The organism is Fictibacillus sp. BK138, from assembly GCF_004216955.1.
In the GTDB taxonomy this organism is placed as follows: domain Bacteria; phylum Bacillota; class Bacilli; order Bacillales; family Fictibacillaceae; genus Fictibacillus.
On record NZ_SGXL01000001.1, the window covers coordinates 945,124 to 966,573 of the forward strand.

Sequence of the window (21,450 nt, forward strand, 5' to 3'; positions counted from 1 at the left end):
ATCAAGATGCATTTTCATTATAAGCCTAATCATACATTTGGACAAGGAAGTCACTTTTATAAAAAACTTTCCAATACAAAAAAATATGTATTTTTTACTAGGGGATTATTGTCTATTAATTGAAATAACTGTAAAATAGACATACCGTACTTGTCTTAAATTTAAGAGTGGAGTGACGAAAATGAAAGCCACATCAGCTGCCGCTAGATTAGAAAAAATAGAACAATTAGAAACCTTGCGAAATAAGATGATACAAACAGCCAATACTTTTGGAATACAGCATCCTATGGTTTTGAAATATAGTAAAAAAATTGATGAAACTCATAATAAAATTATGCAGTTGCAGCATAACGAAAAATAGTTGCCAAAGCTGATACCTTGAGAGGTTACAGCGGAAACGGTATACTTAAGCCATAATCCTTATTAAAAGGAGTGAAAGTGAATGATCGTTGAGATTACAGAAAGTGCAGCAAGCAGAATCAAGGAAATGCTGGCTGATGAAGAAGATAAAAGTCAATTTCTTCGTGTTGCTGTAAAAGGCGGAGGATGTACAGGGCTCTCTTATGGAATGGGGTTCGATAGTGACCTTGCTGACTCAGACCAAGAAGAAATGATCGAAGGAATTCGCGTCGTTGTAGATGAAGAAAGTGCGAAAGTGTTAAAAGGCACTGTTATTGATTTTAAACAAAACATGATGGGCGGAGGATTTACGATCACAAATCCAAATGCCATCGCTTCATGCGGATGCGGATCATCTTTCCGTACAGCAACAAATGCCGGTACTCCTGAAGAATGTTAATAAAATTCAACAAAACCTCCTGAACATCTCGTTCAGGAGGTTTTGTTATGTAATCATTATATAAGTTTAAATATTAACGCAAGACCGATTAAATCTGAGAAAACGGATGCACCAATAAGCAGCATTTTGTTTTGTTTGCTGGTCTGTTTTAAACCAAGAGGCATTAAAACAGTTCCTAAAATAAAGAATACGATACCAAAAATCAAATTCATTTCCATAGATAAATCTCCTTGTCTAAAAAAGGGTAAAAGAAAACCCGGCGCGCCAACACCGGGTAAAAAAACTAATTTGTCAGCGGCACTTGTCCGCCTCACAACCTATATTAACAAAGAATGACTCCTTAATCCAGAAGGAAATTATTCCAAGGTGTACTTTTCCAATTCACTTAAAAGTTCTTTTAAGCGAGGGACTTGAACTCTTGTTTCCTCCAAAAAGGATTCGTCAGTTATATGAAGCTGGGTTACGATTCTTTGGATTTCCTGCAAACAATCAGCAGCATGCATTTCTTCCTCAGTAAATTGTCTATTCAATTGATTTCCCTCCTTCATTAAATATGTAAAAAAGGCACCAGAACCATTGTCCGATGCCTTTCTGGTTTTTAAAATAAACTTGTGCTGTGCATAGGCTGCGTTTTTGCATTTGGATCGATATATGTTTTGGCGTTGTTTACTGCTGTTGGGGCTTCTCCAAAACCGGAAGCGATCAGCTTCACTTTGCCATCATACGTACACACATCGCCTGCAGCATAGATGCCTTTAATGTTTGTTTCCATCTTAGAGTTAACGACAATCGAGTTCTTTTGGATATCGAGACCCCACGTTTTAATCGGACCGAGAGAAGAAATGAATCCGTAGTTAACGATAACTGCATCCACTTCGATCGTCTCTTTCAAGTCTCCGTTCTCTAAGACGACTGCTGAAATATTTTCACCGTCACCAATCAATTCGGTAACTTGATATGGAGTTTTTACTACAACCTTAGAATTCATTAATTGTTCAACACTGTGTTCATGTGCACGGAACTTGTCACGTCTATGAGTCAGTGTTACTTCTGGTGAGATAGGCTCCAGCATCAACGACCAGTCCAGTGCTGAATCTCCGCCACCGCAAACCAGCACTCTTTTGCCAGCAAATGCTTGAAGATCATCTACAAAATAATGAAGGTTCTTACCCTCATATTGTTGAGCAGATGCTAACTCCAATCGGCGTGGCTGAAATGCACCAACCCCTGCGGTTATCAGAACTGCTTTACTATAATGAACCGTTTTATCGGTAGTTAATTCAAAGATCTCTTCATCATTTTTTTCAACGTTCTGAACAGACTCTTCTAAAACAACAGCAGGATTAAACTGCATAGCCTGCTCTTTTAAGTTGTTCACAAGATCTTGAGCCAGAACTTTTGGGAAGCCGGCAACATCGTATATGTATTTTTCAGGGTATAATGCAGAAAGCTGTCCGCCGAGCTGCGGCATACTTTCAATAATTTTAACCTTCATTTGACGCATGCCGCCGTAGAAGGCAGCAAATAATCCCGATGGACCTCCACCAATAATCGTAATATCGTAAATTTCTTTTGCCATCACTTTCACCTCTTCTGTTTTCTATGACTGATGAACATGAAATATGTTCTGACCAGAACTCTTCGCCTATCTCTCATAAAACATTCTTTAAGAAGGCAAAAAGTCCTCTTTTTTTACTAGTATATTTTGGCATAGAGTGATACCCAAAAAGACAACAATCCATAAAAGAATTGAATATTTATCATAACGAAAAAAGGGTTGAAAAAACAAGAAAAAAGGAATAAGATGAGTACGTATGAAAAAAAGATGTCGATATTTCGAACATTTTTTTGCATTTATTTATATCTTATTACGTGAAATATATCACAATCTATTCCTTTTCTTCATATTTAATGAATGAAAAGGTCAAACTAAAAAAAATAAGAACTGGAAGTGAAATTGATGAGTAAGCCAAAAATACTTATTCTAGGCGGCGGTTACGGCGGAATCATGTCAGCTGTTCGTTTACAGAAAGAATTAGGATCAGATGAAGCAGAAGTAACACTGGTAAATAAACATAACTATCATTACCAAACAACATGGCTTCACGAAAATGCAGCAGGTACTTTGCATCACGATAAAACACGTATCATGATCGACAACATCATCGATATGAACAAAGTGAATTTTGTACAAGATACTGTTGTAGAAATCAAAAAAGATGAAAAGCGTGTTGTTTTAGAAAACCAAGAGTTAACTTACGACTATTTAATTATTGCTCTAGGATCAGACCCAGAAACTTTTGGAATTCAAGGTCTTAAAGAAAATGCATTCAGCATCCGCAGCATTAACTCAGTACGTAAAATTCGTGAGCATATTGATTATTCATTTGCTCGCTATAATAACGAAGGACAAAAAGACGAGCTTATTACAATCGTAGTAGGTGGAGCTGGATTCACAGGCATCGAGTTCGTTGGTGAGCTTGCTGACCGTGTTCCTGAGCTTTGCCGCGAGTATGATATTCCTCGTGAAAAAGTTCGTATCGTAAATATTGAGGCTGCTCCAACGGTTCTGCCTGGTTTTGATGAAGAGCTTGTTGAGTATGCAATCAACAATCTTGAGCGCCGCGGAATTGAGTTCCTTGTTAACACGCCAATCAAAGAGTGTAATACAGATGGCGTTGTTCTTGCGAATGGCGAAGAAATCAAAGCAAACACGATCGTTTGGACAGGCGGAGTTCGCGGAAATCACCTTGTAGAAGAAGCTGGATTTGAAACAATGCGCGGACGTGTGAAAGTTGATAAGGACCTTCGTATGCCTAGCTTTGATTACATCTTCGTTGCAGGGGATTGCGCGCTTATCATCGACGAGGAAGCTAACCGTCCATACCCTCCAACTGCACAAATCGCAATTCAACAAGCTTATACAATCGGCCGCAACATCAAAGCATTGATGAACGGCGGAAAGCTTGAAGAATTCAAACCTGACATTAAAGGTACTGTTGCCTCACTTGGTAAAGGTGAAGCAATCGGTAAAGTAGGAAACAAGAAATTGTTTGGTGCTACAGCATCTGCAATGAAAAAAGTAATCGATAACCGTTACCTGTTCTTACTTGGTGGAGTACCAATGGTTATTAAAAAAGGTAAATTAAAACTTTTCTAAATCGAATCGTGTAAACTAAGAACAGGAGCTAATGCTTCTGTTCTTTTTATATGCAGTTTTCGTTATGCAGGGTTGTTTTTGAGAGTAGTTGATCTCGTACCTTGCACTACAATCAACTTGTCAATGAGGTCAAATTCGAATCAAAAGTAAAAATTCTTAAGGTTAAAGAAAGGACGATCATGCTGATGAGTAAAAAAGACAGAGGAAAGGTTTGGCTGGCAGCTGCGGGCCTTTTAATAGATGATGATGGAAAATGGCTTGTCGTGAAGAAGAAATATGGTGGGTTAAAAGGCAAATGGTCCATTCCAGCAGGATTTGTTGATGCAGGAGAAACTGTTGATGAAGCAGCGGTAAGAGAGGTTTTTGAAGAGACTGGTATTTTGGGAGAAGTGGTGTCAGTTCTAGGCATTCGTTCAGGTGTAATCAAAGAAACCATTAGTGATAATATGATTGTTTTTCTGCTGAAAAAGAAGAGCGGGGCATTATTTGCGGATGAAAAAGAAATAGAAAGAGCTGCATTTTTGACTCCTGAGGAGCTTGAGGAAGATCCGGCTACGTCCTTAATGGTTCATTATTTTATGAATGAAAACAATAAACATATTGAGGATAAAATTAACCCAGGGGATATATTCGGATACACTTCGTATAAAATTTTTGATTGCCGATAAAAATGTACGAAATATTCTGATAATTTAAGGATGTGCTCAATGTTTACGCTTACATCAGGTTATTTCGCCTTAAAACAGGTTTTTCAACTCCCTGATTCCTTGTTATTATTATCTGAAAATTTAAACTAAAACAAGGGAGTGTTACAACATGAGAAAACATGCGGTTCAGAAAAAACATGATCAATGTCAATATTGTGAAGGCAAAGGCTATTTCCAGCTGTTGCTTGGAGGTTCTGAAACGTGTGTAGAATGCTGCGGAAGCGGAAAGAAAAGAGCTTAACGAGGTAACGCTCTCAATGTAATTGACGTAAATCCCCCCATTTAGTAAACTAACGACAGATATATGGGGGTGTCATCATCATGGATTTGCTTTTACCACAGTTTTTTATTTCAATGCTGCTTTTCATGGTTCTCTTTTTTGGAATAGGCTTTTTGTTTAATATGCTTCTGCGCGCTACATGGTTTATGGTTATTCTTTATCCTCTTGTCGTCGTAATGATTGTGGATGATATTAGATTTTTTGAGTATTTTACTAAGCCTGGTTCAAGTTTTCAAAAGCTTGGAAGTGATTTAGTAAACTTATCTCCTTCAGATATAACAATATTAACTTTCGGACTGATCGGTGCTATTTTAGCAGGTGTTGCGATCAAGATGCTTCGTGTCCGCGGTTATCAGATGTTCTAAAAGACTCTCCTTCGGGGGAGTCTTTTTTTTGAGGTGGGGTATCCGTGTGGTAAGAATTGCCCATATTTGTCGTCTCGTGGTTATTTTTCATTTAACGTGCGATTATTTAAAATATCGTGCGATTATTTCATTTAACGTGAGAAAAAAGTGAATTAACGTGCGATTAATTACATTTCCCGTAGAAATGCTCTTTTTAATACCTCAAGGGGTATCAATAAAAGAGAAGTTCCGGCCAACGAAACTAACATTATTTAATCTGATGCAGGACTTGTCCGTCATAATTTCTTCTTTCTTATAACTAATCAACTAATCCGTATACATTTTTTCAGGATTGGGAAGGAATAGTAAGGAGAGGAGTGGACATTTTTTGCTTACATTAAGAAAAATTGCAAAAAGAGCAGTGCTCACAATTTTATTCGTTTGTGCTATTTTTACGACGTTTCGTTCTGTTTCCGGGGTTCAGGCAGACGACATTGCCAGCTGGCTGGATGAAAAACAATCCAGTGATATTCCGATCGTAGACGCTGCTTTAAAAACATTGTCACAGACTTTAAAATCAATGCCATCGTTTTATGCTCCAAACATGATGCTTTCTTCTGCAGAGGTAAAAACTTCAAAGTCCATAGAGGATACGATTGATTTTACAAAATATCCAGCTGTTAGTGTAACGGCGACTGGTTATACTGCTGGAAAAGAAAGTACCGGAAAAGAAAAAACTCATCCTGCATATGGAATAACGAAATCTGGCGTTAAAGTAAAAAGGGATTTGTACTCAACGATTGCTGCCGATACAAGTATTTTTCCGATTGGCACCGTTCTATGGGTTCCAGGATACGGCTATGGTGTCGTTGCTGATACGGGATCTGCGATTAAGGGGCATAGAATTGACCTCTATTACAATACGGTAGAAGAAGTATATGAAAAATGGGGCAAGAAAACCATTAACGTGTATGTCGTGCAGCGCGGTGATGGCGAAATAACTGAAACAGAACTTAAGGCAATGAACGAAGATAAATCTATGCAAGTGTTCAGACAACAGCTTATATATTGATATAAGCTACATAACCAAAGAAAGAGCTTCAGGTCATCTCATGATAACTTGAAGCTCTTTCATATATATTTCTTCATCATCAGGTAAAAAAGCAGGATAATCATCAGGATGAATAAGCGCAGCAAGTCTTTTTAGACCGAAGATTAAACGCGGTGAAGGACGGCAAAATAATGATTCCTCAAGCTTTACAATCTCAGTATGGTGAGCGTTTAAATTATCCCAGCCTTCTCTCTTTTTTATATGAGAAGGATTCATTTTATCCGTCTTTACGCCAACCCAAACCATTCCGATAATATCAGGTTTCCGATCAACAACATCTTCCCATGTTGTTTGTATGCTGGCGAGTTCTACATCTTCAAAAACATTCATACTGCCTGCAAGACGTGAGATCTCCGTTAGCCAATTTATCTTTCCAGGTGTGAAAACAGGTTTAGGCCACCATTCGAAATAGATTCTTTTACGGTGAAGGAGAGAGTCGCCAATTCTCTTATATTCTTCTATTTCATTTTTCATCCATTTAACTATGTGATGAGCCTCTTCCGTTCTGTTCAGCCTCTTTCCTAAATCCAGTAGATCATCTTGAATATCTGTTAGAGACTGTGGATCGTAAATGACATGCGGGATGTTTCGCTTGTTCAACTCTTCTATGTTTTTCTCCATTCCGGGCACACTTAGACTTGCTAAAACTAAATCTGGCTCTAACGCCTCAAGTTTGTTCATATCTATCGATAAGTCTGGACCTAATCGGGGCAACTTCTCCACCTCTGATGGCCAGTCCGAAAAGTCGTCGATTCCAATCAGATCAGGAGTGGCTCCTAAAAAATGAAGAAGCTCTGTATTGCTGGGGCAGATTGAGATCAGTTTCAAGACAAAGTACCTCCTTTTTTACAAAAAGAGCCACGATAGAATCAATGTTTGTGTTATTCCGAGCAGACCGCCAAAGAATACTTCTTTAGGACTGTGTCCTAAAAGCTCTTTCAATTCTTTTCTTTGCTCTTCAACATCCTTTTGCTCAAATTGTTTATTTGATTTCTGAACGTGATCTCTGAATTCTTCTACTAAATCATTCAATACAGCGGCTTGTTCTCCTGCATGCCATCGAATACCTTTTGCATCATACATTACAATAATGGCAAACATTGCTGCAATTGCAAAAAGAGTAGAACCTAGACCATGCATGGCACCAACTGCAGTCGCCAGAGATGTCACTGAAGCTGAGTGTGAACTCGGCATTCCCCCGGTACTTATAAATAGATCCCATTTGATTTTTCTTGTTTGGAAGTAGTGGATAGGGATTTTTAAGAATTGTGCAGAAAAAACACCTAATAATGCTGCGATTAATGGAAAGTTAAAGAATAAATCAGACATAGATGGCTCCCTCTCATTGTGGTGGTTTATAGTATGGCTATTTTAGATAGTTGTTACCCGATTTGAATGGTGTTCAATCTCTGGTAACATGAATTATGGAAGGGGTTTTTGAGATGGACTTTTTTCCTCAAGAGTATTATGAGTTTTTTGTAGTATTTAATGAAGGTGACTATTATACAGGGCATGATTTATTAGAGGCGATCTGGCTTACAGACCGCAGCAACTTGTTCATCAAGGGACTCCTGCAGATGACCGTTGCCTTATATCATTATGAGTATGGCAATGTAAAAGGTGCATGTGAGATGATGAAAGCCGCAAAAATCTATCTGACACCTTACAAACCTCATTTCTGGAACTTAGATTTAGAGCCTGTTCTTTATTTTATCGAACAGTGTCTAGAATTAATGCCTCCACATATTGATAGAGTCCCATTCTCAGCATCACACACTTTGCCTGAGTTGCCGACATACTATATAAATTTAGAAGAATAAAACAAGATGAATTCGAAATATTCTAAAAGAAAGAGTATAATGAGTTAAGTAAATAAGAATATGTACAAGGGGGAACTTTAACGTGTTTACGATAAAACATCAATGGAATGCTAAAGAACAAGAAGAAGTCCTACTGGTCGGTTTATTTCAAGAGCCTAAACTTTCAGGAGTAATGGCAAATATAGATGAACAGCTTCAAGGTCATATTACCGAGCTCATTAAGGACGGAGATCTTTCGAATAAAGTTAAAAGCATAAAAAAATTAAATACGCTGAATCAGATTGGTACAAAACGCATTTATTTTGCTGGTTTAGGAAAACGAGAAGAGCTTACGTATGATCGAGTGAGAAATACATTTGGAAGAGCCGTTCAAGAAATTTCAAAAGAGAAAAGAACTCATTTTTCAATCCTTTTAGATACTTTTGAAAGTGATCAAGTATCAATGGAAAAGCTTGCACATGCTTTTAGTGAAGCGGTGGGGACTTCGGCTTACCAATTTGAGAATTATAAAAAGAAATCCAATGAACCTCAAAAAAGGCTGGAGAAAGTGACAGTTTATACGGAAAATAGTGAAGCTGAAGCTGGATTAAACAGTGGATATGCATATGCGAAGGGTATTAATCTGGCACGAGATCTAGTGAACACGCCAGCTAACTTGCTGACTCCGACTGATCTTGCTGCTGAAGCCATCGACGTGGCACTGGAATACGGTATGGAGTACGAAATCTTAGAAAAAGAAGATATGGAAAAGCTGGGTATGGGAGGTATTCTTGCCGTAAGTCAAGGATCCGATCAGCCGCCAAAGTTGATTACAGTAAAATACCAAGGACGAAAAACTTGGGATTCTGTGGTTGCATTAGTTGGTAAGGGCTTAACATTTGATGCCGGCGGATACTCGATCAAACCAGCATTAAACATGCATGAGATGAAAAGCGACATGGGTGGAAGTGCTGCTGTGCTTGGTGCCATGGAAGCTATTGGCCGATTGAAGCCTGAGATAAATGTAATGTTTGTTATTCCATCTTCAGAAAACCTTGTAAATGGCTCTGCTATGAAGCCAGGTGACGTTATAACCTCATTAAGCGGAAAAACAATCGAAGTACGTAACACTGACGCTGAAGGACGCCTTATTCTTGGTGATGCCATTACATACGCAAAAGAACAAGGGGCGGAATTCATCGTAGACGTTGCAACGTTAACAGGGGGCGTATTGGTAGCTCTCGGAGATTGTACAACAGGTGCTTTAACGAATGATGAAAACTTCTATGAGCATATTAAACAATCAGCTGCAGATGAAGCAGAACTTCTATGGCTGCTTCCTAGTTTCCAGCCATTTAAAGATATGCTGAAAACAAGTGATGTCGCTGATCTTAATAACGCTACGGGAAGACTGGGTCATGCGATTACTGGCGGATTATTTGTAGGAGAATTTGCAGAAAAAACGCCTTGGGTTCATTTGGATATCGCAGGAACAGCATATTCATCAAAAGCATCGGAACTTGGTCCAAAAGGCGCGACAGGGGTAATGGTCCGTACTTTGACGACATTTGTCAGAAACTTTAAAGCATAAAACAAAAAGGAAGCTGAATCTTACAAGATTTAGCTTCCTTTTTTGATTGACAGAGGCACACAAACATGTTAATTTGTTAAAGGTTTAACAAATTAGTGATTTAGCGAAATAAAGCAATAAAGCTTCAAGGAGGAAATAAAAATGAATGCTGTGGTATTAGCGGTTGCAGTTATGCTGGTACTAAGCCTTTTACGTATACATGTAGTTGTTGCTTTACTAATAGGTGCTCTTACGGGCGGTTTTATCGCCGGAATGGGACTTACAGAAACGATAACCGTATTTACTGAAGGATTAGGATCCAATGCAGTTATTGCACTAAGTTATGCATTATTAGGAAGTTTTGCTGTGGCTCTGTCACGAACGGGACTTCCGGCTTTGATGGTTAACAAAGCCATCTTGTTAGTTGGGAAAGAAGGAGAAGCAAGAAAAAAATCTCTATCTAAAGTTCTTATCCTTTTTGTCATTTTAATGATTTCATCTTTTTCTCAGAATTTGATTCCAGTTCATATTGCCATTATTCCAATATTTATTCCGCCGCTTCTGCATGTTTTGAATGAACTTCAGCTAGACAGACGTCTGGTGGCTACAGTTATCACATTCGGTTTAATAACGCCATATATGTGGTTCCCAGTTGGATTTGGAGGCATTTTTCATGAGATTCTCCAGACAAATATGAAGGATAGCGGACTAACAGTAAAAATGGATCAAATTCCAACAGCGATGACCATTCCTTCACTAGGTATGATTGTTGGACTATTGATCGCAGTTTTCATTACGTATAGAAAGCCTCGCAGCTATGATAATAAAGGTGTAGGCTCTTCCGATTCAGAAGGAGCAGTTTACACAAAAAGATCAATCATAACAGCAGTTCTAGCAATAGCTGCAACTCTTTTCGTTCAGTTGAAAACTGATTCCATGATCTTCGGTGCTCTTTCAGGTATTGTGCTGCTTTACTTTAGCGGTCAATTAAAATTAAAATCGTCAGATGCGGTTCTAACAGAAGGCATGAAGATGATGTCATACATCGGATTCGTTATGATTTCTGCAGCTGGTTTTGCCGCGGTTATGCGTGAGACCGGTGAAGTTGAAACATTGGTTAAAGACAGTGCTGCATTTATTGGCAACTCTACAGCACTTGGAGTGTTGCTTATGTTAGTGATCGGTCTGCTTGTGACAATGGGAATTGGTTCTTCGTTCTCAACGATTCCTATCATTACAACGATCTTCGTTCCGCTAGCAGGCGAATTAGGTCTTAGTGTTATGGCAACCATCGCATTGATTGGAACAGCTGCAGCATTAGGAGATGCAGGTTCACCGGCATCAGACAGTACGCTCGGACCAACATCTGGTTTGAATGTTGATAATCAGCATAATCACATTTGGGATACGTGTGTTCCAACTTTCCTACATTACAACTTGCCATTGATCGCATTTGGTTTCATCGCGGCGATGGTGTTATAAGTTAAAAGACAGGCTCATTTTGAGTCTGTCTTTTATTTAGATTTGGGTTTATTTCAAAAAGGCTGTTACTTTTAACATGTTGTAATTCATCATTTACAAGTTGATAGGAGCGTGCCAACTACATGAATATTCTTCTCGCAAGGTATGCGACGAGGAATCTGGCTTCGTTGAGAATAGCTTTTAGACGCAGGAGCACATATGCTTTCATGAGACTCCTAATGGCGCAAAGTGGCAGGAGGCTCACCTTCCCCTTCCTGGAGGACGAACATCCTGGAGCGGAAATCAACCACTTTCAAAAGCAACAATGATTTCGAAAACAGCCTTTATTTTTTTCAAAAGTACACATCCTATTTATAAGGAGGGATGTTACTATGGCGAAAAGAAAACATGCTTTAGATGCAGCGGCAAAAAACAATCAGACACCGACAGAAAGTATGGCAAACGTAGAATTTTCAAATGAATCTTTTGCAGACGAACTTCCAAAAAGAGATACACAAAGTCCGCGGTCTAAAGGAAAATAATAAGCAAAAGCTGGCTCTCTACAGAGCCAGCTTTTTTATCTTATTCAAAGAAATTCAGTTCGGGTACCCATTGTTTCATGTGTGATTTGATCTCGTCATATGATTTTTTCATTTCAGGCAGGTCTTTCATGGGATGGATAACGAAAGAACGATCCACATATGTCGGAAGGAATTTAGGTTCCACAAGACTGATTGTTGTTTCTTCTCCTTTTACATGTTTCGTTACGGTGAGTTGAACGATGCCGCCTATATCTTTATAGTTCCTTCTTTGACCAGAAAGGAAATTTCCTAATGAATAAGCTACAAATGTTTTTGAGCCGTCACTTGCTGTTTCCCATTTTACGGGCTGAAGGACGTGTGGATGATGTCCGATAATAATGTCACCGCCAGCCTCTGTTACCACTTTAACAATTTCCTTTTGGAAATCATTCGGTAACCTTTCGTATTCATTGCCAAAATGCAATGACACAACAGATACATCTGACAAGTCTTTAGCTTTTTGTATGTCATTTTTAATTTTTTCGGCTTCAATTAAATTCACTAGATGATCTTTTCCGGCTGGAACAGGTATTCCGTTCGTACCATATGTATAGCTTAAAAAGGAAACGGTGATATCGTTCTTTTTCATTAGCCTGATATTCTGCTGATCGTCCTGAGAAAAATAAGCTCCTGTATACATCACATCAATTTCATTCCAATAATTTAATGCGCTTAGAATAATTTTTTCCCCTCGGTCAAGCGTATGATTGTTCGCTAGTGTAACAAGATCAACACCATTTTCTTTTAATGCATCACCAACTTCGTAAGGGGAGTTAAAAGATGGATAAGAAGATAGACCAAATTGTGTACCGCCAATCATTGTCTCTTGGTTAGCCATTGTTATATCTGGCTGTGTCAGATAGGATTTCACAGGCAAGAAGTTTGGGTTGAAATTATATGCACCTGATTGCTGTTTAGCCTTATTATAAACGGTGTCATGAATTAAAATATCACCTACAGCGGCAAGTGTAAGGCTTGTCGTTTTTTCGATGGGTTTTTCAACTGCAGGTTCAAGCTCTTTCTTTTTTGGCACGGCTGTATTTTCTTGTCTGGGTGCCTTTTTCTCTTCTATCGCCTGTAAATCTGCGTTATTATACATATATAAGAGTGCAATTGTAATAAAGAAAACGGAAATTATTCCTGAAAACCACAAATAACGTTTCACTGGCAACACCCCCCTTGGCTCTATCATAATGGAAGAAGAGGGGAAAAGTATATGTCTTTTTACCTTGAGTTGAAAACGGTTACAAGTACTAGTCGCAGGAGGAATTAACAAGATGACCCAAATTACAACGGAAACAGTAGAACTTTTAGATCAGAATGATGACCTGTCTTCTTTTAAAAATGAGTTTTACGTAAAAAATGATTCAATATACTTAGATGGAAATTCATTAGGGTTATTATCAAGGCGTGCTGAACAGTCTTTATTTGATGTGCTTAACGATTGGAAAGAGCATGGGATCGACGGCTGGATGGGTGGTAAATACCCTTGGTTCACACTGAGTGAACAGCTAGCTGAAAAGTTGGCAGTATTAGTTGGTGCAGAAGCGAACGAAGTGATCGTTACTGGATCAACGACGGTAAACCTGCATCAGCTGGCTGCTACATTTTTCGAGCCAAAAGCAGGCAAGACGAAGATTTTAGCAGATGAACTGACATTTCCGTCAGATATATATGCCCTTCAAAGCCAGATGAAGCTCAAAGGGCTTAATCCTGACACAGAACTTGTCCAAGTCAAGAGCAAAAACGGTATGACTTTAGATGAGCAGGATATCATTGATGCGATGACAGATGACATTGCGCTCATCGTGCTGCCTTCCGTTCTATACCGCAGTGGTCAGCTGCTTGATATGGAAAGATTGACAAAAGAGGCGCACAAACGAAATATCCCGATCGGATTTGACTTATGTCATTCCATTGGTGCAATTCCTCATGAACTATCCAAATGGGGCGTTGATTTCGCTTTATGGTGCAACTACAAATATGTAAATGCAGGACCTGGAGGAGTAGGCGGTATTTATGTAAACAAAAAGCATTTCACAAAAACACCTGGGCTCTCCGGTTGGTTCGGAAGTAAAAAAGAATCGCAGTTTGATATGGATCATACTTTTGACTCTGAAGAATCTGCTGGAGGATTTCAAATTGGTACGCCGCATATGCTCAGTACTGCCCCATTAATCGGTTCGCTTTCTATTTTCGAAGAAGCGAAGATTGACAGAATCAGAAGTAAATCATTGAAACTGACAACGTTATTAATGGATCTTTTAGATCAAGAGCTGAAAGGTGTATTTAAAATTGTAAATCCATTAGAGGATGCAAGACGAGGTGGACATGTAGCATTAATGCATAACGATGCGGCAAGAATCTGTAAAGCGTTAAAAGATAACGGTATCGTGCCTGACTTCCGTGCTCCTAATGTGATTCGTCTAGCTCCTGTAGCTCTTTACAATTCGTTCCGTGATGTTTATGATGCTGTTCACATTCTAGCTAAAATAATGAACACGCGTGAATATGAGAAATATGAAAATAAACGCGAAGTCATTGCATAAGGGAGATCAGAAGAGTGAAGATATTTGATATTTCTATGCCGCTATATAACGGTGTTCCCGGCTGGCCAGGAGACACTCCTTATGCATTTGACCTGGCTTGGACGAAGGCACAATCGGGTTCTGTTAACGTTGGCAGACTTGAGATGAGTACTCATACTGGCACACATATTGATGCTCCTTTTCATTTTAATCAAGAAGGGAAAAGAGTTATTGATCTGCCTCTTGATCTATACACAGGTACCGCTTTGGTGATCGATGTTACAGGTAGTTCGGAGATAACAGCTGAAAGTTTAGCGGGGAAACTTAAAGAAGGTACAAAACGTGTAATTTTCAAGACGAGCTGTTGGAGTGATCGTACTAATTTCCCAGAAAAAATCGTACCTATATCTCCAGAATTGGTTCCATTTTTAAAAAAGCAAGGAGTAGGTTTGATTGGAGTGGACATGCCGTCAGTAGATCCGCTCGACAGCAAGGAACTTCACGCACACCATGCGCTCCATCAGCACAACATTCATATCTTAGAAGGGCTTGTACTTGATGACGTTCCAGAAGGAGAATATGAACTGATCGCGCTGCCTCTTCCGTTACAAGATGCAGATGGCAGTCCTGTACGCGCTATTCTCAAAGAAATCTCTCAAAAAGATTGTTGATTTTGGTTCACTTTATTCATTCTCTTCATTGACAAGTTGATTGGAGTGCAAGGTGTAAGACTCCTGCGGGATCAGCGTACCTGCTACATGCGTATTCTCCTCGCAAGGCATGCGACGTGGAAGCTCGCTTCGAGAGGATTACCTTGTGGACGCAGGAGCACAAATCCTTCCTTGGAAGTGGGACACCGAAAGCTTAAATAGCCTAGGGGGCTCACCGCACGCCCCGCGGAAAGCGAGCACCTGGAACGGAAATCAACCACTTTCAAAATGCAACAAGTTTGAGCCAAAAGCAATCCTTCTTTAAAAAACAAGCACATCTATATGTGTTTGTTTTTTTTCGTTAAACAGCATTTTTTGAGATTTAGATGGTTGTTCCTTATAATAGGAAAGAGATGCTTATTGGAGGAAAACGATGTTTAAATATGGTTTTACAAATTACTTTGAAGGAAAACTCAACTTCACTGGCTATGAAATAAACCAGGTCGGCCCGTGGTTGAATGTATATATATCCTTCGAGATTGAAAATGTGGAAATTCTACCTGAAGGATTAAACGATCCAAGTGCACTTGCCGTATATGATAAAGACGGTGAACTCCAGGAGATCATCGCACATGATGAAGGCGTGGATTGTGAGTACAAGTTTACGGATAAAGAAAAAGAGCAGATTACAAGCTATTTAAAACGAATAAACGAAAAACAATTAATTAAAGGAGAGTGAATGATAATTGAAGATCACAGGAATTGAACCAACTCCGAGCCCGAACTCCATGAAAATAAATCTAGATGAAACACTTCCAGGAACAGAGCGCCACAATTACACGAAAGACAATGCTCAGAACGCTCCAGAATTTATCCAGGAAATCTTGAAAGTAGAAGGGGTAAAAAGCATCTATCATGTTGCGGATTTTATGGCGCTGGATAGGAATCCCCGTTCGAAGTGGGAAGATATTTTAGCGGGAGTAAGAAAAGTATTTGGACAGGAAGAAGAAACGGCAGAAGAACAAAGTGAGGAAAAGGAAGAAGAAATTACCGAGATTACAGTTCTTATTCAAATGTTCCGCGGACTGCCGATGCAGATAAAGCTTAAAACAGAAAAAGAAGAAAAACGCGTTGGACTGCCAGAGCGATTTGCAAAAGCAGCACTTAAGGCACAGGATTCTTCAGATAATCTTGTAATGGAGAGACAATGGGAAGAGCAAGGTGTTCGTTATGGAACTTTTGAGCAAGTAGGGAATGAAGTAGCAGAAGAACTTTCAGCCGTTTATCCTCAAGAACGGCTTGATCAATTAGTAGAACAGGCTTATAGCTCAAATGAGGGCAAAGACGTGGAGGAAGAGGAAGTTTCCACCACCGAAGTTGCTGAGAAACTTCGTGACAGTGACTGGCAGACCCGGTATGCCGCACTTGAAAGAATGAATCCGACACTTGATGATGTAATGGTTTTAAAACAAGCATTAAAGGATGAAAAGCCATCTATCAGACGTTTAGCAGTTGTTTATTTAGGAATGATTGAAGATGAAGCTGTCCTTCCACTACTATATCTTGCTTTGCAGGACAAAAATGTGTCTGTAAGACGCACAGCAGGTGATGCATTGTCTGATCTGGGTAACCCAAAAGCGATTCCAGTCATGTGTGATGCATTATCTGATAAAAACAAATTAGTTAGATGGCGTGCAGCACGTTTTCTTTTTGAAGTAGGTGATGAGACAGCAGTTCCGGCATTAAAAGCCGCACAGGATGATCCGGAATTTGAAGTCTCTCTACAGGTGAAAATAGCTTTAGAACGGATTCAAAGCGGTGAAGAAGCGGCAGGAACGGTTTGGCAGCAGATGACAAAGAGCCGGGAACAATAAAATGCTATAAAGTAAGCCCGCTGAATTTCAGCGGGCTTACTACTTATTGGGATATACCCGATTCGGTAATCTTCAGGTTATATACAACATTAATATCCATATCTTTATACTGATCCCGATATTTTTGAAGATTAAATCCCTTCGTTTGAGAGCGGACATGCTCCCCAATACCTAGCGGATCTATATTTAACTTTTGAAATTTACGGGTTAACTCTAAAGCATGATGTTCGAGTTCTTTTTTTATGTTTTTTTCAATCCCTTTTACTACTCTTGGATCACCCGCATTAACCTTTGTATATTCGGTTAGACGGCCTTTTACATCTACGATGATCATGACCTTCTTATGAGGCTTCTGAATGATTTCAAAATGCATTTTACTTTTTAAAATTTCAAGATTGCCTTTATATCCTTTGGTCGAAAACTGAAAACTTCCCTCGTTAAAATTTTGAAACAAAGTCTTAAATATCAGGATTTGATGTTCATCTATTGATCCAACCATTTTATCATCCTTAAAAAGTGCAAGCCCTATAATTTTTACTGCATCATCCTTTTTTGATAAGTACGGCATAACAGGATCCATACAATCTGCGAAAAATGCGTATAAAAACGTATGAAAATTTAAATACGGCAGATTAGAAAAGTTTTCATTTTGTTTGATCAAGTTACTAAAATAGTTTCCATCAGAATTTGTGTAATTATAATCATCCGATAAAACACTCTCTGCATCTTGTTTCGTGATACCCAGATAAATCGCTCTTCCTACACCAGGATCTCTTTGCAGCGTATCCAATGTTTCCATGATTCCTTGTTTTGCAAGCTCTGCGCTAAATAACACCGTATTTAATTTTCCTATAAAGAGAGGTCTCGCTGTCATTTCATTTAATTCGTTTCTAATTTCTTTCGATGTTTCTCCAGAGGCAGTTAAATATTTCATTTTAAAAGTTTGTTCGTTAATAAATATCGGATAATTGATTGTACCTTTTATTTCATTGTCTTTTGATGCTTTATCAAATCCAAGTGTTCTTACGATTGTAATGTCATCCAAAACTTCTCTTTCTGCACATCCACTTAATAAGAAACACATAAAAAGGAGAATTAATTTCTTCATTTTTTTGCTCCTTTTTTAAAAATACTAATTACAAAAAGCAGTGGTAAATAGGCATAAAACAAATAATATGCGATTTTTCCTGTATAGTTATTTAGTTCATCTACTTGAAAGCGGGTTGTGAAAAATGCAGGAGCAAGAAATAAAATTAGAGAAACAGGAATTACCGATAATCTGATCTTAATATCAAACACACGGTTTAAACCGCGGCAAGAAGCCCAAAGTGCTAATGCCAGGTTGATGAGAATTACAATACCGAAAAATGATATCCCTATATATTCAAACCGCTCGATAAAAGGGAAGGTAACGATCTTCCATTCCTGAAGGGTCGGCCAGGTTAATCCCTGCAACTGCTTCGGGCTGAAATACATCAGTGTGGAAATGGTTGTAATAATATAAATAACCGTGGTCGATGCTGAACCATAATGAGCCCATTTTTGTGCCTTTTTTGAATCTTGAATATGAGGATAATAGGCGAGTAAATATTCAAAGCCAATAAAACTTAAAACCATCACTTTAAATGCCTGATAAAAATCTTCTAACTCATGATCGAAAAAAGGCATTAGATTGATTACATGTCCATGTTTTATTGGGAAGTAGTGAGTAAACATAATCCATAAGGTTAAAACAAAGCAGAAGAACGCAATACCTGTAATAACGCGAAATCCTTTTGATACGATGTAATATGCTAAACCTGCAAAGATTAAAGAAAGTGTCCACGTTGGTATACCTGGAAACATCCAGTTTTGTACGGCTTCAATAAATGTGCGGAGAACTACAACCGCTGTAGCCAGGTAGTACAAGGAAAGCAATAAACTCAACGGTATGGACAGCCATTTTCCAAAGAATTGATGGTGGATATTAAAGATATCTCCGCCATGCTTGTTCAAAATAGAAAACATCATCCAAATAACAAGATGGATGCCTAAGCCTCCCGCTATAACAACAAGCCAGCTGTCCTGATTAACAAACTTCGCTATATATCTAACAAAACCAAGGATCCCAACGCCAATTTGTGCCCCAATAACTAAAAAGAAAACGAGTTGTGGCGCAATTTTGGCGTTTTCATGAACTTGAGGCGGAAATTTACTTTTATTCAAATTCATCAATATCCCTCTTTTTCCACCAGCTCATTTTCCGTTTTTCTTTGACCTTTAATTGTTTAGGTCTTTCTTTTTGCATAAAAAATGGCAGTCTTATAAACGAATCCTTCCAATCAGAGAGTCTGGGAGGATAAATAGGAGCAAGATACGGTCTTCCTAGAGAAGTTAAAGCCAGCAAATGTGAAATAATCATCATTAATCCCAGTGTTAAACTTAGAAGTCCCCAAAAGCCTGAAAGAATAATCATCGGAAAACGAAGAAGCCTTATTGCATTGCTCATTCGATATACAGGTGTTGTAAAGGAAGCAAGTGCTGATAAAGCGACAATAATTAAAAGAACGTTACTGGTTAAGCCCGCTTCAACAGATGCAGTTCCTATAACGATCCCTCCAACGATACCGATCGTTTGTCCTACTTTCGTAGGTAAACGAGCTCCAGCTTCTCTTAATAATTCAATAGTTAATTCCAGGAACAAAGCTTCCAGCACAGGTGGAAAAGGGATGTCTGTCCTTGAAGTCGTGAGCGTTGATAATAGATCATCCGGTATCAATTCAGGGTGGTAGGTGATTACGGAAACATATAAAGGTGTTGCAAAAATGGAAAAGAATACGGCAAACATTCTCATTAAGCGGAATAGAGAAGCAATATGCCACGATACAAAGTAGTCATCAAATGCCGAAAAGAATTCTAAGATCGAGACAGGTCCATAAACACCATGGGGAGATCCTTGTGTTATGAATGCAACTTTGCCTTCAATCAAAGATGCAACAATTCTGTCAGGTCTTTCTGTATCGATAAATTGCGGGAAGATCGACATTTTATTGTCTTCAATCATTTGAATCAAGTATGAGCTGTCCAAAATGTGATCATATTCAATTCCAGCTAACCGGTCCTTCAATGTCTTAACATTTTGCTCGTTCGCAATATCCTTTAAATAAAGAACAGCCACCTTCGTTTTAGAGCGCAAGCCGATTTCGATGAGCTCAATCTGTAAAGCAGAGGTCGGCAGCCTTTTTTGAATCAGCACCAAGTTTGTTTCTAAATCCTCATTAAAAGCTTCTTTTGGACCGATCACGCTAAATTCTACTTCTGGTACACTTATGGCTCTGACAGTCTGTTCTTTCATGACATGAACGAAAACCATCCCTGAAGATGACCGTTTCTTCAGTGCAACACATCCCTGCAGAATCATAGCATTGATCGTTTTATTATCAGGGCTCTCATCCCAATGTTTATTTCCAAATGGAAGCTGCTCATACATTTCTTTACTTGAGAGCTTCTGATGGTCTTGTAAGAAACGAAGCACCTCTTTATTAAAACGTTCCTGTGAGATCAAAGACTCAATATAGCCAGATTCCCAGTCCGAAATACCAGTTTCTTGCCATAGGATATTGTTATCTAACTGTTTATTTTCTTTTTTCTCTGTACTGCGGTTGGATTTTATCGATTTCCCTGTTTTAAAGAATTTCATGGCTTGCCCCTTCTGGCTGGGCGATAAAACGAAGAATTTCGTTTGTGATTTCTTCTGGTTTTTCTTCCATTACAAGATGGCCGCATTTTTCATAGACAATGAGTTCTGCGTTTGGGAGATCGTGTTTAAGCCTATAACCGGTCTTCAAAGGGATAACTTTGTCTTCCTTACCCCAGATCATCAATACTGGCTGAGTGATCTCTTTTAATTCCTCCGAACTCATATCTCCCTCGCGGTGCCTTAAAAGCCGTATCAAACAATGGGGAAAAGCTGCTTCACTTATCGGTTTGCTGTATCCGTCGATCATTTCTTGCGTGACTAATTTCGAATCATGCAAGACGGCCAATAGGTTTTGTTTCACATCTTTTTTTTGAATCCAGCTTTTCATCCCCCATGTAAACAAAGGTAAATATGAGCACGCGATCAACGAACGGCTAGCGCGTTTTACATAGGAACAGCAGCCAAGAAGAATAAGCTTTTTAATCCGTTCTGGCGCTTTTCTTGCAGCATGCATACAAATTTGACCGCCCATTGAATGGCCGATTAATATAACATCTTGAATATTCAGCTTATCTAAAAAATCGATGATTAATTGTCCATAATTACTAAGCTTATAGATAAAACTCGTAGATTTTTCACTCTGACCGAAACCAGGCAGATCAAGAGCAATCACTTTATATTCTTTTGTTAGATAAGGAAGTAATTTTCTGAAACTGATTGTAGATGATAAAAACCCATGAACGAGAACGATTACTTTTGCATCAGGGCTTTCATGATTGAAGTATTCGTAATAGATTTCTACATTGTTTACATTTAACCGGTATCCAGGAACAAATGGATGTTGTTTATTTACGGCCATGAACTTTCACCCTCCGTCCGCAAAAATCTTATACGTAGTTTTACCAAA

At 38.8% G+C, this 21,450-nt stretch carries 25 protein-coding genes; 15 read left to right on the forward strand and 10 right to left on the reverse strand.

The features are described 5' to 3' along the window. The first annotated feature begins 181 nt into the window (after window positions 1–181). Window positions 182–361, forward strand: coding sequence for an aspartyl-phosphate phosphatase Spo0E family protein (locus EV282_RS04590; RefSeq protein WP_130294160.1), 180 nt, complete (start codon window positions 182–184; stop codon window positions 359–361). Between the two features lie 81 nt (window positions 362–442). Continuing rightward, window positions 443–799 (forward strand): HesB/IscA family protein, encoded by a 357-nt coding sequence (locus EV282_RS04595; protein WP_130294162.1) that lies wholly within the window; start codon window positions 443–445, stop codon window positions 797–799. Between the two features lie 56 nt (window positions 800–855). On the opposite strand, the gene EV282_RS20120 is transcribed toward EV282_RS04595, so the two are convergent. The 3 genes from EV282_RS20120 to EV282_RS04600 all read right to left on the reverse strand — a co-directional run bounded on the left by EV282_RS20120 (window position 856) and on the right by EV282_RS04600 (window position 2,378). Further along, a complete protein-coding gene (locus EV282_RS20120) occupies window positions 856–1,017 on the reverse strand; it encodes a hypothetical protein (protein ID WP_165389355.1) in 162 nt (53 codons plus the stop codon). Between the two features lie 138 nt (window positions 1,018–1,155). Next, complete coding sequence (locus EV282_RS20125) at window positions 1,156–1,329, reverse strand: hypothetical protein (RefSeq protein ID WP_165389356.1); 174 nt, start codon at window positions 1,327–1,329, stop codon at window positions 1,156–1,158. 68 nt (window positions 1,330–1,397) lie between these two features. Continuing rightward, the gene (locus EV282_RS04600) at window positions 1,398–2,378 is read right to left on the reverse strand and encodes an NAD(P)/FAD-dependent oxidoreductase (protein ID WP_130294164.1); all 981 of its coding nucleotides are present in this window, start codon (window positions 2,376–2,378) and stop codon (window positions 1,398–1,400) included. Window positions 2,379–2,759: 381 nt separating this feature from the next. On the opposite strand from EV282_RS04600, the gene EV282_RS04605 reads away from it, so the two are divergent. From EV282_RS04605 to EV282_RS04620, 5 genes are all read left to right on the forward strand, one after another. Further along, on the forward strand, window positions 2,760–3,959 hold the full coding sequence (locus EV282_RS04605) for an NAD(P)/FAD-dependent oxidoreductase (protein ID WP_130294166.1): 1,200 nt from the start codon (window positions 2,760–2,762) through the stop codon (window positions 3,957–3,959). 185 nt (window positions 3,960–4,144) lie between these two features. Beyond that, complete coding sequence (locus tag EV282_RS04610) at window positions 4,145–4,627, forward strand: NUDIX domain-containing protein (protein WP_130294168.1); 483 nt, start codon at window positions 4,145–4,147, stop codon at window positions 4,625–4,627. Between the two features lie 148 nt (window positions 4,628–4,775). Next, window positions 4,776–4,907, forward strand: a complete 132-nt coding sequence (locus EV282_RS20130; protein ID WP_165389357.1) for a YuiA family protein — start codon at window positions 4,776–4,778, stop codon at window positions 4,905–4,907. An 80-nt stretch (window positions 4,908–4,987) separates the two neighbouring features. Beyond that, window positions 4,988–5,311: a YuiB family protein gene (locus EV282_RS04615; RefSeq protein WP_077359537.1), complete on the forward strand. Its 324-nt coding sequence runs from the start codon at window positions 4,988–4,990 to the stop codon at window positions 5,309–5,311. A gap of 367 nt (window positions 5,312–5,678) precedes the next feature. After that, window positions 5,679–6,362: a 3D domain-containing protein gene (locus EV282_RS04620; protein ID WP_165389358.1), complete on the forward strand. Its 684-nt coding sequence runs from the start codon at window positions 5,679–5,681 to the stop codon at window positions 6,360–6,362. A 33-nt stretch (window positions 6,363–6,395) separates the two neighbouring features. Here the strand turns inward: EV282_RS04620 and EV282_RS04625 are convergent, their stop codons facing one another. Both EV282_RS04625 and EV282_RS04630 read right to left on the reverse strand, forming a co-directional pair. Next, a complete protein-coding gene (locus EV282_RS04625; RefSeq protein WP_130294170.1) occupies window positions 6,396–7,229 on the reverse strand; it encodes a cobalamin-binding protein in 834 nt (277 codons plus the stop codon). Window positions 7,230–7,247: 18 nt separating this feature from the next. After that, window positions 7,248–7,730 (reverse strand): divergent PAP2 family protein, encoded by a 483-nt coding sequence (locus EV282_RS04630; RefSeq protein ID WP_130294172.1) that lies wholly within the window; start codon window positions 7,728–7,730, stop codon window positions 7,248–7,250. A gap of 113 nt (window positions 7,731–7,843) precedes the next feature. Between EV282_RS04630 and EV282_RS04635 the strand changes: the two genes are divergently transcribed. From EV282_RS04635 to EV282_RS20135, 4 genes are all read left to right on the forward strand, one after another. After that, complete coding sequence (locus EV282_RS04635; protein WP_130294174.1) at window positions 7,844–8,221, forward strand: DUF309 domain-containing protein; 378 nt, start codon at window positions 7,844–7,846, stop codon at window positions 8,219–8,221. 82 nt (window positions 8,222–8,303) lie between these two features. Continuing rightward, the gene (locus EV282_RS04640) at window positions 8,304–9,791 is read left to right on the forward strand and encodes a leucyl aminopeptidase (protein WP_130294176.1); all 1,488 of its coding nucleotides are present in this window, start codon (window positions 8,304–8,306) and stop codon (window positions 9,789–9,791) included. A 141-nt stretch (window positions 9,792–9,932) separates the two neighbouring features. Further along, entirely contained in the window at window positions 9,933–11,252 is a 1,320-nt protein-coding gene (locus EV282_RS04645) for a Na+/H+ antiporter family protein (RefSeq protein ID WP_130294178.1), read from the forward strand. Window positions 11,253–11,623: 371 nt separating this feature from the next. Continuing rightward, complete coding sequence (locus EV282_RS20135) at window positions 11,624–11,773, forward strand: hypothetical protein (RefSeq protein ID WP_165389359.1); 150 nt, start codon at window positions 11,624–11,626, stop codon at window positions 11,771–11,773. 40 nt (window positions 11,774–11,813) lie between these two features. Here the strand turns inward: EV282_RS20135 and EV282_RS04650 are convergent, their stop codons facing one another. After that, a complete protein-coding gene (locus EV282_RS04650; protein ID WP_425590189.1) occupies window positions 11,814–12,983 on the reverse strand; it encodes a CapA family protein in 1,170 nt (389 codons plus the stop codon). A 106-nt stretch (window positions 12,984–13,089) separates the two neighbouring features. Between EV282_RS04650 and kynU the strand changes: the two genes are divergently transcribed. The 4 genes from kynU to EV282_RS04670 all read left to right on the forward strand — a co-directional run bounded on the left by kynU (window position 13,090) and on the right by EV282_RS04670 (window position 16,864). Beyond that, window positions 13,090–14,361: a kynureninase gene (gene kynU, locus EV282_RS04655; protein ID WP_130294180.1), complete on the forward strand. Its 1,272-nt coding sequence runs from the start codon at window positions 13,090–13,092 to the stop codon at window positions 14,359–14,361. Window positions 14,362–14,375: 14 nt separating this feature from the next. Next, window positions 14,376–15,011, forward strand: coding sequence for an arylformamidase (gene kynB / locus EV282_RS04660; RefSeq protein WP_130294182.1), 636 nt, complete (start codon window positions 14,376–14,378; stop codon window positions 15,009–15,011). Between the two features lie 412 nt (window positions 15,012–15,423). Then, entirely contained in the window at window positions 15,424–15,729 is a 306-nt protein-coding gene (locus EV282_RS04665) for a hypothetical protein (protein ID WP_130294184.1), read from the forward strand. Between the two features lie 7 nt (window positions 15,730–15,736). After that, window positions 15,737–16,864 carry a conserved virulence factor C family protein gene (locus tag EV282_RS04670; RefSeq protein WP_130294186.1) on the forward strand — a complete coding sequence of 376 codons (1,128 nt, stop codon included), beginning with the start codon at window positions 15,737–15,739 and terminating at the stop codon, window positions 16,862–16,864. Between the two features lie 43 nt (window positions 16,865–16,907). Here the strand turns inward: EV282_RS04670 and EV282_RS04675 are convergent, their stop codons facing one another. Genes EV282_RS04675 through EV282_RS04690 form a run of 4 tightly spaced genes read right to left on the reverse strand, consistent with a single transcriptional unit; the run spans window position 16,908 to window position 21,402 of the window. Beyond that, window positions 16,908–17,972, reverse strand: coding sequence for a Ger(x)C family spore germination protein (locus EV282_RS04675; RefSeq protein WP_130294188.1), 1,065 nt, complete (start codon window positions 17,970–17,972; stop codon window positions 16,908–16,910). Continuing rightward, window positions 17,969–19,075 carry a GerAB/ArcD/ProY family transporter gene (locus EV282_RS04680; RefSeq protein WP_130294190.1) on the reverse strand — a complete coding sequence of 369 codons (1,107 nt, stop codon included), beginning with the start codon at window positions 19,073–19,075 and terminating at the stop codon, window positions 17,969–17,971. The genes EV282_RS04675 and EV282_RS04680 overlap by 4 nt, the downstream gene beginning before the upstream one ends. Beyond that, window positions 19,062–20,543 (reverse strand): spore germination protein, encoded by a 1,482-nt coding sequence (locus EV282_RS04685; RefSeq protein WP_130294192.1) that lies wholly within the window; start codon window positions 20,541–20,543, stop codon window positions 19,062–19,064. The genes EV282_RS04680 and EV282_RS04685 overlap by 14 nt, the downstream gene beginning before the upstream one ends. Further along, the gene (locus EV282_RS04690; RefSeq protein WP_130294194.1) at window positions 20,530–21,402 is read right to left on the reverse strand and encodes an alpha/beta fold hydrolase; all 873 of its coding nucleotides are present in this window, start codon (window positions 21,400–21,402) and stop codon (window positions 20,530–20,532) included. The genes EV282_RS04685 and EV282_RS04690 overlap by 14 nt, the downstream gene beginning before the upstream one ends. Window positions 21,403–21,450: the final 48 nt, after the last annotated feature.